Origin of the sequence: Rhizobium aouanii, from assembly GCF_037002925.1 — a bacterium.
Classification (GTDB): Bacteria; Pseudomonadota; Alphaproteobacteria; order Rhizobiales; family Rhizobiaceae; genus Rhizobium; species Rhizobium aouanii.
Genome location: NZ_JBAMYD010000029.1, coordinates 50,009 through 62,517, shown reverse-complemented (window position 1 = coordinate 62,517; position 12,509 = coordinate 50,009). Strand labels below are relative to the sequence as shown.

13 protein-coding genes are annotated in these 12,509 nt (G+C 62.5%); 6 read left to right on the top strand and 7 right to left on the bottom strand.

All coding sequences use genetic code 11. The features are described 5' to 3' along the window. Window positions 1-48 precede the first annotated feature (48 nt). Window positions 49-810 (top strand): hypothetical protein, encoded by a 762-nt coding sequence (locus V8P77_RS32995; protein ID WP_373694627.1) that lies wholly within the window; start codon window positions 49-51, stop codon window positions 808-810. A gap of 152 nt (window positions 811-962) precedes the next feature. Here the strand turns inward: V8P77_RS32995 and V8P77_RS32990 are convergent, their stop codons facing one another. Next, window positions 963-2,012: an aldo/keto reductase gene (locus V8P77_RS32990; RefSeq protein WP_335916521.1), complete on the bottom strand. Its 1,050-nt coding sequence runs from the start codon at window positions 2,010-2,012 to the stop codon at window positions 963-965. 239 nt (window positions 2,013-2,251) lie between these two features. Between V8P77_RS32990 and V8P77_RS32985 the strand changes: the two genes are divergently transcribed. Then, complete coding sequence (locus V8P77_RS32985) at window positions 2,252-2,956, top strand: HAD family hydrolase (protein WP_335916520.1); 705 nt, start codon at window positions 2,252-2,254, stop codon at window positions 2,954-2,956. Between the two features lie 19 nt (window positions 2,957-2,975). Here V8P77_RS32985 and V8P77_RS32980 read toward each other — a convergent pair whose 3' ends face one another. Both V8P77_RS32980 and V8P77_RS32975 read right to left on the bottom strand, forming a co-directional pair. After that, complete coding sequence (locus tag V8P77_RS32980) at window positions 2,976-3,482, bottom strand: hypothetical protein (protein ID WP_335916519.1); 507 nt, start codon at window positions 3,480-3,482, stop codon at window positions 2,976-2,978. Continuing rightward, window positions 3,479-4,108, bottom strand: a complete 630-nt coding sequence (locus V8P77_RS32975) for a DNA-3-methyladenine glycosylase I (protein WP_335916517.1) — start codon at window positions 4,106-4,108, stop codon at window positions 3,479-3,481. The genes V8P77_RS32980 and V8P77_RS32975 overlap by 4 nt, the downstream gene beginning before the upstream one ends. 249 nt (window positions 4,109-4,357) lie before the next feature. Between V8P77_RS32975 and V8P77_RS32970 the strand changes: the two genes are divergently transcribed. The 3 genes from V8P77_RS32970 to V8P77_RS32960 all read left to right on the top strand — a co-directional run bounded on the left by V8P77_RS32970 (window position 4,358) and on the right by V8P77_RS32960 (window position 6,726). Beyond that, window positions 4,358-5,104, top strand: a complete 747-nt coding sequence (locus V8P77_RS32970; RefSeq protein ID WP_335916516.1) for a L,D-transpeptidase — start codon at window positions 4,358-4,360, stop codon at window positions 5,102-5,104. 135 nt (window positions 5,105-5,239) lie between these two features. Further along, a complete protein-coding gene (locus V8P77_RS32965; protein WP_017959135.1) occupies window positions 5,240-5,932 on the top strand; it encodes a L,D-transpeptidase in 693 nt (230 codons plus the stop codon). 119 nt (window positions 5,933-6,051) lie between these two features. Next, the gene (locus tag V8P77_RS32960; RefSeq protein ID WP_335916515.1) at window positions 6,052-6,726 is read left to right on the top strand and encodes an outer membrane protein; all 675 of its coding nucleotides are present in this window, start codon (window positions 6,052-6,054) and stop codon (window positions 6,724-6,726) included. A gap of 18 nt (window positions 6,727-6,744) precedes the next feature. On the opposite strand, the gene V8P77_RS32955 is transcribed toward V8P77_RS32960, so the two are convergent. From V8P77_RS32955 to V8P77_RS32940, 4 genes are all read right to left on the bottom strand, one after another. Then, window positions 6,745-7,185: a hypothetical protein gene (locus V8P77_RS32955; protein WP_335916514.1), complete on the bottom strand. Its 441-nt coding sequence runs from the start codon at window positions 7,183-7,185 to the stop codon at window positions 6,745-6,747. A 64-nt stretch (window positions 7,186-7,249) separates the two neighbouring features. Next, a complete protein-coding gene (gene glcF, locus V8P77_RS32950; RefSeq protein WP_335916513.1) occupies window positions 7,250-8,560 on the bottom strand; it encodes a glycolate oxidase subunit GlcF in 1,311 nt (436 codons plus the stop codon). 245 nt (window positions 8,561-8,805) lie between these two features. Further along, window positions 8,806-10,005 (bottom strand): glycolate oxidase subunit GlcE, encoded by a 1,200-nt coding sequence (glcE, locus tag V8P77_RS32945; protein ID WP_335916512.1) that lies wholly within the window; start codon window positions 10,003-10,005, stop codon window positions 8,806-8,808. Further along, window positions 10,002-11,441: an FAD-linked oxidase C-terminal domain-containing protein gene (locus V8P77_RS32940; RefSeq protein WP_335916511.1), complete on the bottom strand. Its 1,440-nt coding sequence runs from the start codon at window positions 11,439-11,441 to the stop codon at window positions 10,002-10,004. Before V8P77_RS32940 ends, glcE begins: the two co-directional genes overlap by 4 nt. A gap of 162 nt (window positions 11,442-11,603) precedes the next feature. Here V8P77_RS32940 and V8P77_RS32935 point away from each other — a divergent pair, with 162 nt between their 5' ends. Continuing rightward, window positions 11,604-12,500 carry a LysR family transcriptional regulator gene (locus tag V8P77_RS32935; protein WP_335916510.1) on the top strand — a complete coding sequence of 299 codons (897 nt, stop codon included), beginning with the start codon at window positions 11,604-11,606 and terminating at the stop codon, window positions 12,498-12,500. The last annotated feature ends 9 nt before the right edge of the window (window positions 12,501-12,509 follow it).

Below are 12,509 nucleotides of genomic sequence, written 5' to 3'. Positions count from 1 at the left end.
CTAGACCAGAATCGATTGAACGAAGAGGCATCCATCAGAAATGCGGATATGTTCATGATCACTGAGGCGCTTCTCTATGCCGCGACCTTGCCGCTGACCGGCAAGCCGCATCGAAAGTTCATCCGCTATTCCGTCAATCTCTGGTCGCGGGCCGGGCGCTGCGCGGCGGATTGGGCCGAACATGAGGAGATGAGCCGGAAGGCGATCCTGGCGGCAGCGGCCGACCTCAGGCAGAAGCGGACCGCCGTCGTCCTCGGCTCCGGCCTGTTGCGCGATGTGCCGATCGAAGCGCTGGCACGCGATTTCGACACCGTCGTTCTGGTCGATCTCGTTCATCTCGCCTCGGTGCGCCTGTGGCTGTCGGCCAAGTTCTATCGCAATGTCCGGCTGATCGAGCGCGATCTTTCCGGCTACGACGACCTCGCCGCCGGCCGCGAGCCCGAACCGCTCGACTTCCTGCGCGCCGTGCCCTATCTCGATTTCGTGGTATCGGCCAACCTGTTGTCGCAGATCGGCCGCGGCGTGAAACGGCGCCATGAGGCCGAGGCCGGGCGAATGCCTGAAGACACGGTGGAAAGGCTGATCGCGGCACATCTGACCGGACTGTCGGGGCTTCCCTGCCGCAGCTGCCTGCTAACCGACATCGCCTATGCCGTCATCGACCGCAACGGCAAGACGCATGAGGAGGCCGACCTGCTGCATGGCGTTTTGCCGCCGCCGGCAAAAGCAACTTGGACATGGCCGGTCGCGCCGCTTGGCGAAGAAAGCAAGGATTATAGGATCGAGCACAAGGTTATTGCCGGCTGGTGATCAGGATGTGACCGCCGGCAGTATTTGGTTGCAGCCGGCATTCACCGCGAGCCGAGATGAACGCCTGGCTCAAAGCCCACGGCAAATAATCAATCGTTGATGAAAAGGGGAACGCCGGATGTCCGGCGTTCCCAAGACTTATATTGGCGAGGTCAGTCCTTCGGCTCGAAATCGGCCGGCCGGCGCCCGGCGCCCTGTCGCGCCAGCATCCAGCCCGGATATTCGGGCGCAAGCGCGCTTACCTCGTCGAGCTTCTTGATATCGTCTTCATCGAGCTTCAGCTTGACGGCGGCAAGGTTCTGGTCGAGCTGGTCGACACGCTTCGCGCCGATGATGACTGTGGTGACGAAAGGCTTGGCGAGGATATAGGCGAGCGCCACGGTGGCGACGCTGACGCCGTGCTTTTCGGCGACTTCGCGCATGACGGCGACGCAGGCCCAGGCCTTGTCTTTGTCGACGGGCGGGAAATCGAAACTGGCGCGGCGGCCTTCGCCGTTGCCGGGTGCGCCGGGACCATATTTACCGGAGAGCAGACCGCCGGCGAGCGGCGACCAGACCATCAGGCCGAGCTTTTCCTCCTGCATCATCGGCACGATGTCGCGTTCGAGATCGCGGCCGGCGATGGAGTAATAGGCCTGCACGGTTTCGAAACGGGCAAAGCCGCGACGTTCGGAGAGGCCGAGCGCCTTGGAAATGCGCCAGGCCTGCCAGTTGGAGACGCCGATATAGCGCACGAGACCGCGGGAAACGAGATCGTCGAAGGCGCGCAGCGTCTCCTCGATCGGCGTCACCGTATCGGTCCCGTGGATCTGATAGAGGTCGATATGATCGATCTGCAGGCGCTTGAGGCTCGCCTCGACCGAATCCATGATGTGACCGCGCGAGGCGCCGCGGTCATTCGGCTTGTCACCCATGACGCCGTAGACCTTGGTTGCGATGACGACGTCCTTGCGTGGGATGTCGAGGTTCTTCAGCGCCTGGCCGAGCAGCCTTTCGGACTCGCCGAATGAATAGACGTCGGCCGTGTCGATGAAATTGACGCCGGATGCAAGCGAGCGTTCGACGATCCGGTCGGCGGCATTCTGGTCGACATCGGCGATGGCACCCCAGGCGCTGCCTTGCTTGGCTTCACCGAAGGTCATGGTGCCGAGGCAGATTTCCGAGACGAAAAGTCCCGTATTTCCGAGTTGATTGTAACGCATGGTGGAAAAATTCCTTTGTGTCTGCCGCAAGAGGGCTTGCGAACTCAAGAACTTCATTTTTTGATTATTGGCCTGCGCGCGACAGGCACAGCCGTGGGCTGGGCTGCTGGGTGAGGCCAATTCGATGTAGTGCGACGGCGGCGCTTTTCAACGCTAAGCCTTGTCGCATCGGAAGTGGACGCCCTTGTCTCGACACAGGCGGCCGATAGATTACCGGCCATAATTCAAGAGGTGCGCATGTGACGACGCGAGCACTGACGACGATCGGCTTCGATGCCGACGACACGCTTTGGCAGAACGAACAATATTACCGACTGACGGAAGCCCATTTTACCCAGCTTCTTGCGGACTTCGCCGAAGGCCCGAAGATTTCCGAGCGGCTGCTGGAGGCCGAGAAACGCAACCTTCGCCACTATGGCTTCGGCATCAAGGGCTTTACGCTGTCGATGATCGAAACGGCGATCGAGATTACCGAGGGTAAGGTGCCGGCCAGCGTAATCGCCAAGATCCTCGACACCGGCCGCGACCTCCTCAACCATCCGGTCGAGACCCTGCCGCATGCGCGCGACACGCTCGAGGCGCTCGCCGGCAAATATCTGCTTGTCATGATCACCAAGGGCGATCTCTTCGACCAGGAGCGCAAGCTTGCCCAATCCGGGCTCGGCGACTTCTTCGATGCCGTCGAGATCGTCTCCGACAAGACGGCCGTCACCTATCGCCGCATTTTCGCCAAGCTCGGCGACGGGCCGGAACGGGCGATGATGGTCGGCAATTCGCTGAAATCGGATATCGTGCCGGCAATCGCCGCCGGCAGCTATGGCGTCTTCGTGCCGCACGAACTGACCTGGGTGCTGGAACATGTGGACGAGCCGAAAGAGGCGCCGCGTTTCCGCAAGATCGACCACCTCGGCGAATTGCGCGACCTGATCGACCGGCTCGGCTAAGCCGGGCGCACCCTCTGCCTCATTGCGGCTTCGGCGGGGCCTTCGGGAAGAGCGATGGGCGCTCCGGCTCGGCCGGCGGTTTCGCCTGCTGCGGAGCAGCCGCCAGCGGCTCGATCAGGATGCTGAAGGGCGCGCCGAGGCCGCGGCGCGGCGAGACCTTGGAATAATAGGGACGCAGCAGCCAGGTGGCGTTTTCCTTGATCGTCGTCTCGAAGCTCATGCCGTCCTCGTCGGTGCCGAAGAAGGCCTCATCATCAGGTTTGGACAGGTCGAAAATCGCCAGGAAGGCAAATTTGCTCTTGGTGGAAAAACTGATCTTCAGATGCTGGCCGGCGCGCACCGGCAGCGTATAGACATGGCCATTGCCGAACTTCGTCCAGCCCTTCAACTGCATGGTGACGGCCGGGAATTGCAGCTTCTCCAGCTTCTCGCCGGGATCGAGCTGCGGCGTCTGCGCCATGGCGGAGACCGTCAGGAGAAACAGGGCAGCAGCAGTGATCAGTGTTCTCACGGAATGATCTTTCATGGGCGAACCAGAGCGGTGCGCATCGCCTCGACCTCGGGCCGGCAGAAGCAGCCTTCCAGATGATCGTTGACGAGACCCATCGCCTGCATGAAAGCATAAACTGTGGTGGGGCCGACAAAGGTCCAGCCGCGTTTCTTCAGATCCTTCGAAATGACCACCGATGTCGGGGTCGTCGGATTGGCGACGAGATGCTCGCGGTCGACCACAGCCGGACGCTCGTTATGGCCGGGTTCGTAGCGCCAGAAATAATGGGCGAGCGAGCCGAATTCGTCCCTAAGCTCGATTGCGCGTTTGGCATTGTTGATGGTCGAGACGATCTTGCCGCGATGGCGGATGATGCCGGCATCGGCAAGACAGCGAGCGACATCCGCTTCACCGAAGAGGGCGACCTTTTCGAAATCGAAACCCGAAAAGGCGGCGCGGAAATTCTCGCGTTTGCGCAGAATGGTCAGCCAGGAAAGACCGGACTGGAAGCCTTCGAGGCAGATCTTCTCGAAAAGGCGGATGTCATTGGTGACCGGGCGGCCCCATTCCTCGTCATGATACCGGAGATAATCGGGCAGATTGGCGTGCCAGTGGCAGCGGCTCCTGCCATCCTCGCCGACGATGATGCCAGTCGCGCTCATGATCCTTCATTCTGCGGCGGTCCGCTTCGTTCTCTGCTCATGATTCCGGCTTTACCATTTGCAAACCGTCTTTCCAAACCGAACGGTAACCCTGACGAAAAGTTTATCCGGCCGGTCAGCTTTTCATGAATCGATCTTTACCATTCGCTGGCGGATAGGGTGGCAGCGTCTTTCCCGGGCGGAACATCTCCGCCCGGGCGGATCTGTCCCGCCAGCCGCATTTTCGGTCATTTGTAGAGAGTTCGTCCGATGATGAAACAGCTTGTTCTTGCCGCAGCCCTCTTCGGCATTTTCTCCACGGCCGCCATTGCAGACGACCGCTACGCCACCCGCCCGCCCGTCGTGCTCAGCCCTGATCTAACCGCACCGTGGATCAACCAGCTCGGCGGCAGGGTTCGTCCCGTCGTCTATCAGCGGACGGTCGTCCGGCAGCCGCAGCGCGGCATTTTCCAGCGCCGCGTCCTGCGCCAGGCGCCGCAGGCGGCACCACAGACCGTTTCGGTAATCAATCCCGGCATCCCGTCGATCCGCCGTCCGATCGAACCGCAATACCTGCCGCAGATGGTCGATTACGACACCACGGAAAAGCCCGGCACGATCGTCATCGATACCAACAGCCGCTTCCTTTATCTGGTCATGCAAGGCGGCAAGGCGCGGCGCTACGGCGTCGGCGTCGGCAAGCCGGGCTTCGAATGGGCAGGCGCCCACAAGATCACCCGCAAGACCGAATGGCCGGATTGGACGCCGCCTTCCGAGATGGTCCGCCGCGAAGCCGCCAAGGGCCATTATCTGCCGGCGCGCATGGACGGCGGGGCGGAAAACCCGCTCGGCGCGCGCGCCATGTATCTCGGCTCGACGCTTTACCGCATCCACGGCACCAACGCGCCCTGGTCGATCGGCAGCGCCGTTTCTTCCGGTTGTATCCGCTTGCGCAACGAAGACGTCGTCGACCTCTACGACCGCGTCAATGTGGGGACCCGCGTCATCGTCATGTAACGGCACACCTAATATTCTGGGAGCCGCAAGAACAAGCGGCTCCCTTCTCTAAAAATGCTCTATCCGGCCACACCGATCTTGAATCGGGCAGAAGTTCATGTAGCTTCGAGCGGATTTGCTTGAGGGGAATCGATCATGATCAAACTAATGTCGGGTCTGGCTGCTGCCGGACTTGTCCTGTCCTTGATGTCCACATCCGCCTTTGCTGCACCCGCCGGCTCCGCTTCCGACAATGCACGGCGCCCGGCGCAGATCGTGCGCGTGGCGCAGATGCCGAAATATGTGAAGCCGCAGTTCAAGCGCAAGAAAGTGCGCCTGGTGACGACGGAGGCCGCCGGCACCGTCATCATCGATACCAACAACAAGTATCTCTACCTCGTCGAAGGCAACAATCGCGCCACCCGCTACGGCATCGGCGTCGGCCGCGACGGCTTCGGCTGGTCGGGGGTCGTCAAGATCGGCCGCAAGGCCGAATGGCCGAGCTGGACGCCGCCGGCCGAGATGCGCCGCCGCGAGGCCGCCAAGGGCCATATCATTCCTGCCTTCCAGGAAGGCGGTGAGGACAATCCGCTCGGCGCCCGCGCCATGTATCTCTACCAGGGCGGCCGCGACACGATCTTCCGCATCCACGGCACCAACCAGCCCTGGACGATCGGCCTCAACATGTCTTCCGGCTGCATCCGCATGATGAACGCCGACGTCATGCATCTTTACGATCGCGCCTCCGTCGGCACCAAGGTGATCGTCATCGGTCCCGGCAACAGGCAGGGCAAGGTGGCGTTCGAGGATAGGGGCATCGACGTGCTGCGCACGATGTTCGGCGGCTGAGCAACACTTGCCAAAAAACGAAAGGCGCAATTTGACGCGCCTTTTGTTTTGCTTAGACTTTGCGGCCGAAAGCTGGCAAATCTGCCTAAGAGTCGACATATTTATATCGGGGCTATTCAATGACATTTGCGCTGCGTTCCTCAGCTTCCTTGCTTGCGGGCATCGCTTTTTTGACCATCTGTTCGGCAGTTTCCGCCTCGGCGGAAGACCTGCAATTCTCCATCTACGGCGGCTACCAGACCGCGCCGCACAGCGGCGTCGATCTTTCCGACGGCACAAGTTTCACCGCCGGATGGGAAGGCAAATCCTTCGGCAGCCCGCCCTATTACGGTGCCCGCGTCACCTGGTGGCTCGAGGACTTCAACAAGCCGAACTGGGGTATCTCGCTCGATTTTACCCATGACAAGGTCTATGCCGACGACGATACGCTCGCCAAGGCCGGCTGGTCGCATTTCGAATTCACCGACGGCCTGAACCTGATCACGGTGAACGGTCTCTATCGCTTCCAGGATCCGACCCGCCGCTGGACGCCCTATCTCGGCGCCGGTATCGGCGTGAACATTCCGCATGTCGAAGTGATTCGCCCTGAGGGCAAGACCTGGGCCTATGAATTCGGCGGCGTGACGCTGCAGGCCCAGGCCGGCGTCGACTTCAAGGTGACCGAACGCTGGTCGACCTTCGTCGAGTACAAGGGAACCTATTCGCGCATCGATGTTCCGATCGACAGCGGCGTGGACCTGAAGACCAACATCTTCACGAATGCCGTCAACGTCGGCGTATCGTTCCACTGGTAACAAATTTCAGCTGCGGTGCTATTTGGTGCCGCAGCTGACCTTGCCCTCGACGGCATAGGGTTTTTCACCGCCTTCGATCGTCAGGGAATAGCTGCCGCTGAAATTTGCTGCCGGCTTGCCGCGTTCGCCGGCAACGACCACCAGATCCAGCGTTGCGCCGCCGGTGTCATCTTCGCCTCCGTCGAAGACTTCCATGAACAGTTCACCGTCACGCGACCAATGGTTGGTCAGGTGCTGCGATTCGAAAACACGCTTTCCGAACACCGCCTCCTGAGCCGGATCCTTGACGATCAGCGCGCCGCGGAAATGATTGAGCTTGTGGCCGGCAGCGCTTTCGAAACCGCTTTCCAGCGTGAAGCGTGCTTCCTTGTCATCGGCGGAACAGAAAAAACGACTGTCGGCATGGGCAGTACCTGCCGCACCGAGCAGTCCCGCAAATACGATCATTCCACGCCACATTGCCCAACCTCCCGAGACAGCGTCCTTTGCGGCTCTCGAAAGATGCGCGGCGCTCTAATAAGGCTCAGCCTAACGGCAAACCTGTTAATTTTTCCGGCACAGCGCCGCCATAGGCCCAATCGAGAAGCTCGACCGTATGCAGGATCGGCATGCCGGTGCCGGTGGCGATCTGGGTGATGCAGCCGATATTGCCGGTGGCGATGATATCGGCCTTGGTGGCCTCGATGTTCTTGACCTTGCGCGCCTTCAGCGCAGCCGAGATCTCCGGCTGCATGATGTTGTAGGTGCCGGCGGAGCCGCAGCAGAGATGGCCTTCCGCCGGATCGCGCACCGTAAAGCCCGCCGCTTTCAGCAATTGCTTCGGCGCGAGCGTGATGCGCTGGCCGTGCTGCATGGAACAGGCGGAATGATAGGCGACGGTGATGCCTTTCGGCATATGCGCCGGCAGGTCGAGGGTTGCCAGATATTCGGTGACGTCCTTGGCCAGCGCCGAGACCCTGGCCGCCTTTGCGGCATAGGCGGGATCGAGGCGCAGCATATGGCCGTAATCCTTGATCGTCGTGCCGCAGCCCGAAGCGGTGATGATGATCGCGTCGAGGCCCTGCCCGTCGATCTCGCGCGTCCAGATATCGACATTGGCACGCGCGCTTTCGAGCGCTTGTTCGGCGCGGCCCATGTGATGGACCAGCGAGCCGCAGCAGACCTCGCCTTCCGGCATCACCACCTCGACGCCAAACCGCGTCAGCAAGCGGATCGCCGCCGCGTTGATGCCGGGATCAAGCACCGGCTGGGCGCAGCCGGAAAGGATCGCCACCCGGCCGCGCCGTTCCGTCTCGGGCCGATACGTGCCGGGCTTTGCAAAATCCGAAGCGGCGGGGATGCGGCGCGGCGCAAGCGCCAGCATGGCGGCAAAGGGTTTCAGCGCGCGCCCCCGCATCAGGCCGGCGAAGGGCCGCCCGAGGCGGGCGAGATTGAGCGCCAGGCGGAAACGGCCGGGATAGGGCAGCACGGCGGCAAGGATGGCGCGCGTCAGCCTATTCATGAAGGGGCGTTTATAGGTCTTTTCGATATGGGCGCGGGCATGGTCGACCAGATGCATGTAATCGACGCCGGAGGGACAAGTGGTGACGCAGGCAAGGCAGGAGAGACAGCGGTCGATATGGGTGACCACTTCGGCATCGGCTGGCCGGCCGTTTTCCAGCATGTCCTTGATCAGGTAGATGCGGCCGCGCGGGCTGTCGAGCTCGTTGCCGAGCGTCACATAGGTGGGACAGGTGGCGGTGCAGAAGCCGCAATGGACACATTTGCGCAGGATCTGCTCGGATTCGGCGACGTCGGGGTCGAGGAGCTGGGTCGCGGTAAAATTGGTTTGCATCTAGCGGAGCCTCCGCTTTGGGAGGATGTCGGGGGTTGTGTCTGGAATACCCCCCTCTGTCCTGCCGGACATCTCCCCCACAAGGGGGGAGATCAACATGGACCATCGCTTCCTATCTGCTGTGTCGGAGTCGCACTGCCCGAATTGTTTGGCGAAGTCATAGCCCCCAGCCAATCTCCCCCCTTGTGGGGGAGATGTCCGGCAGGACAGAGGGGGGTATCTCAGACGCAGACCCATCTTGTTCCTCACCCCATCTTCCCCGGATTGAATATGCCGGCCGGATCGAATTTTTCCTTCACCCGCCGAGACAACATCGCCACCGCCTCGGGCTCCGGGTGGAAGGCTGATGTAACCGCCCTCGCCTCACCCGATGCACGGATCAGCGTCGCGTGGCCGCCGCCGAGCGCCTTGATGTAGCGGCGGACCAGTTCGGCTTCGGGGCCGGCCTCCATGCGCATCCAGACGAGGCCGCCCTGCCAGTCGTAGAAGGCGTCGATGCCGGCCTCGAGGCGAAGGGCTGCGACCAGCTGATGGCCGGTGCCGGGGGCGACCGAGACGCGCCAGACCGGTCGTGCGGTGTCATCGGCATAGGGCAGCACGTCGCGGATTTCCTGCCAGAGCCTGGAGCTTTCCGGCTGTTCCAGCCGCGTGACCGTGGCGAAGGCCGACATGGCCGCCACGAGCTTTTCGACGCGCACGTCGACCGAGCCGGCCAAGCCTTCGATGCGCAGAACCGTCGCCTCACCCTCGGGCAATGTGCCGGCGAGGAATTTCCACGTCACCGTCAGCGGCAGGTGGGCGGCGCCTGAGACTTCCACCGGCAGGGCCATCGCCGCCGCCATGGCGTTTGCCGCCTCGGCGTCGTTCAGACCTGATAGCACCACCGTCCGCTCCGTCTTCGGGCGCGGCGGCACACGGAAGGTGACTTCGGTGAGGAAACCCAACGTGCCGTGCGAGCCGGCAATCAGCTTGGCGAGGTCGAGGCCGGTGACATTCTTCATCACCCGACCACCGGCCTTGATGATCTCGCCCCTGCCATTGACGAAGCGCACGCCGAGCAGGCTGTCGCGGGCGGCACCTGCGATCAGCCGGCGCGGGCCGGAGACATTGGCGGCGAAGACGCCGCCGATGGTCGGCTCGCCCGACGTCCCCATCACAGGGCGATGATCCATCGGCTCGAAGGCGAGCATCTGGCCACTCTCCGATAGGGCGGCCTCGACCTCGGCAAGCGGCGTGCCGGATCGGACGGTCATGACCATTTCGCCGGGGTTGTAGGCGACGATGCCGGAGATTTCGTTCGAGCGCAGCCGGTCTTCGGCGGCAATTGCATTGCCGAAGCCCGAGCGGCTATCGCCGCCGCAGATTGCGAGTGGCCGGCCGGCTTCCGCATGGGCGCGGACGATCACTGATGCCTCTTCCTCGGTCTTCGGCATCAGATCGATCATGCGGCGGGACGCCCTTCGAGCGGGAAGACCTTCGACGGATTGAGGATCCAGCCGGGATCGAAGGCAGCACGCGCCCCCATTTGCTGGGCGAGATCCACCTCGGAATATTGGTGCCGCATCAGGTCGCGCTTCTCGATACCGACGCCATGTTCGCCGGTGAGGCAGCCGCCGGCATCGACACAGAGCCTCAGGATATCGTTGCCGGCCGCCTCGGCGCGGGCGGCATCCTCCGGATCATTGGCGTTGAAGAGAATCAGCGGATGCATATTGCCGTCGCCGGCATGGAAGACGTTGGCGACGCGCAGGCCGTAGTGATCGACGATCTCGGCGGTCCGCTTCAGCACGTAGGAGAGCTGGCTGAGCGGCACGGTGCCATCCATGCAGATATAGTCGGCGATGCGGCCGGTGGCGCCGAAGGCGGATTTTCGGCCCTTCCAGATCAATGCCGCCTCGGTCGCCGACTGGCATTCGCGCACGGTCTTGACAGCGTGCCGGCGGGCGATCTCGACGATGTCCTTCAGCGCGGCATCCATCTCCGCTTCCGATCCCTCGACCTCGACAATCAGCAGCGCACCAACATCGAGCGGATATCCGGCATGGGCGAAGGCCTCGCAGATCTCGATTGCCGGCTTGTCCATGAATTCGATCGCGACCGGGATGATGCCGGCAGCGATGACATCGGCAACGCAGGCGCCGGCCTCCTCCGAGCTTTCGAAGCCGAAGAGCACCGGGCGCGCGCCTTCCGGCTTGGCGATCAAGCGCACCGTCGCCTCGGTAACGATGCCGAGCTGGCCTTCATGGCCGCAGACGAGGCCGAGCAGGTCGTAGCCTGCCGCATCCAGCGCCTTGCCGCCAAGCTCAATCACCGTGCCGTCGACCAGCACCATCCTGACGCCGAGTAGATTATTGGTGGTGACGCCGTATTTCAGGCAATGGGCGCCGCCGGAATTCATGCCGATATTGCCGCCGATGGTGCAGGCGAGCTGGGAACTCGGATCGGGCGCATAAAAAAAGCCGTCCGCGGAGACGGATTCGGAAATATTGAGATTGGTGACGCCGGCCTGGACCACGGCGACGCGGTTCGGCAGATCGATTTCGAGGATGCTGCTCATCTTCGACAGGCCAAGCACGACGGCATCCTCCTGCGGAATGGCGCCGCCGGAGAGCGAGGTGCCGGCGCCGCGCGGCACGACGGGAATGCCGTAGCGATTGCAATAACGCATGACGGCGGAAACCTCGGCCGTGGTGCGCGGCAGGGCGACGGCGAGCGGCAGGCGGCGGTAGGACACGAAAGCGTCGGTCTCGAACGGCACCAGCTCGCGCGCCTCATGCACCAGGCATTCCGGCGGCAGAAGATCGGTCAGATCGGCGACGATCTGGGCGCGGCGCGCCAGCACGTCAGCGCGCGGCTCGATAAACGAAATGGCGTCGGACATGGCGTTCTCCCTGGCCCTGACGACGGGGAATGACAGCGGGAAGATGACAGCGGAAACCGGCTGCAAACCTCCCTCCCGCCGATAGATCGGCTTAGCACTTTCCCGAAAGTGGCGCAAATGCTAAGCACTTATGCCAAAAGGGGAAAAAGTCACGAAAACCTTATGACCAATTTGGGTGATCTCGAAATCTTTGCCAAGGTCGTTTCGACCGGAAGCATGTCGCTCGCCGGGCGGGCGCTCGGCTTTTCGCCGGCCGTGGTCTCCAAGCGGATCAAGCGGCTGGAGGACCGACTGGGCACCCGGCTTCTGCAGCGCACGACGCGGCAGATCTCGCTGACGGAAGTCGGACAGGGCTTCTACGACCGCGTTCTCGGCATTCTCGCCGGGCTGGAGGAGGCGGAATTCTATATTTCCGGCCGCTCGGCGCAGATGCACGGCACGCTGAAGATCTCGGCCCCGACCTCCTTCGGCCGCATGCATATCGCGCCGCACCTGAAGGATTTCATGGAGGCGCATCCGGAGCTTGCGATCAACCTGGTGCTGACCGACGAATTCAGCGACATTGTCGGCGGCGGCTTCGATCTGGCGATCCGCATCGCCGAACTCACCGATTCGAGCCTCGTTGCCCGAAGGCTGGCGCCGGTGCGCCGGCTGCTCTGCGCTTCGCCGGATTACCTTGCGGCGCATGGCGAGCCGAAGCACATCGACGAGCTGAAACACCATCGCTGCCTGCCGGCCCACAATAACGACACCTGGCGGCTGAAGGGGCCGGATGGGGCGCTGAGTCTCAGGCCGGAAGGCTTGCTCATCACCAATTCCAGCGAGGTGATCCGCGAGGCTGTCATCGCGGGTCTCGGAATCGCGCTGCGCTCCACCTGGGATATCGGCGAAGAGCTCAAGAGTGGCCGCCTGGTGCAGGTGCTGCCGGCCTATGAAGGCTCACACAATGTCGCGCTGTCGGCCGTCTATCCCAGCCGGCAGTTCCTGCCGGCCAAGGTGCGGTTGTTCATCGACTATCTGGCAGAGCTTTATGGACCTGTCCCCTACTGGGAGCGTTGACGCCACTTC

Excerpts from the sequence above, each read along its gene's own strand:
- V8P77_RS32935 (WP_335916510.1), top strand. The coding sequence starts at position 11,604 with ATGACCAATTTGGGTGATCTCGAAATCTTTGCCAAGGTCGTTTCGACC.
- V8P77_RS32970 (WP_335916516.1), top strand. The coding sequence starts at position 4,358 with ATGATGAAACAGCTTGTTCTTGCCGCAGCCCTCTTCGGCATTTTCTCC.
- V8P77_RS32980 (WP_335916519.1), bottom strand. The coding sequence starts at position 3,482 with ATGAAAGATCATTCCGTGAGAACACTGATCACTGCTGCTGCCCTGTTT.
- V8P77_RS32995 (WP_373694627.1), top strand. The coding sequence starts at position 49 with ATGTTCATGATCACTGAGGCGCTTCTCTATGCCGCGACCTTGCCGCTG.
- V8P77_RS32965 (WP_017959135.1), top strand. The coding sequence starts at position 5,240 with ATGATCAAACTAATGTCGGGTCTGGCTGCTGCCGGACTTGTCCTGTCC.
- V8P77_RS32960 (WP_335916515.1), top strand. The coding sequence starts at position 6,052 with ATGACATTTGCGCTGCGTTCCTCAGCTTCCTTGCTTGCGGGCATCGCT.
- glcE (WP_335916512.1), bottom strand. The coding sequence starts at position 10,005 with ATGATCGATCTGATGCCGAAGACCGAGGAAGAGGCATCAGTGATCGTC.
- glcF (WP_335916513.1), bottom strand. The coding sequence starts at position 8,560 with ATGCAAACCAATTTTACCGCGACCCAGCTCCTCGACCCCGACGTCGCC.
- V8P77_RS32955 (WP_335916514.1), bottom strand. The coding sequence starts at position 7,185 with ATGTGGCGTGGAATGATCGTATTTGCGGGACTGCTCGGTGCGGCAGGT.
- V8P77_RS32940 (WP_335916511.1), bottom strand. The coding sequence starts at position 11,441 with ATGTCCGACGCCATTTCGTTTATCGAGCCGCGCGCTGACGTGCTGGCG.
- V8P77_RS32990 (WP_335916521.1), bottom strand. The coding sequence starts at position 2,012 with ATGCGTTACAATCAACTCGGAAATACGGGACTTTTCGTCTCGGAAATC.
- V8P77_RS32975 (WP_335916517.1), bottom strand. The coding sequence starts at position 4,108 with ATGAGCGCGACTGGCATCATCGTCGGCGAGGATGGCAGGAGCCGCTGC.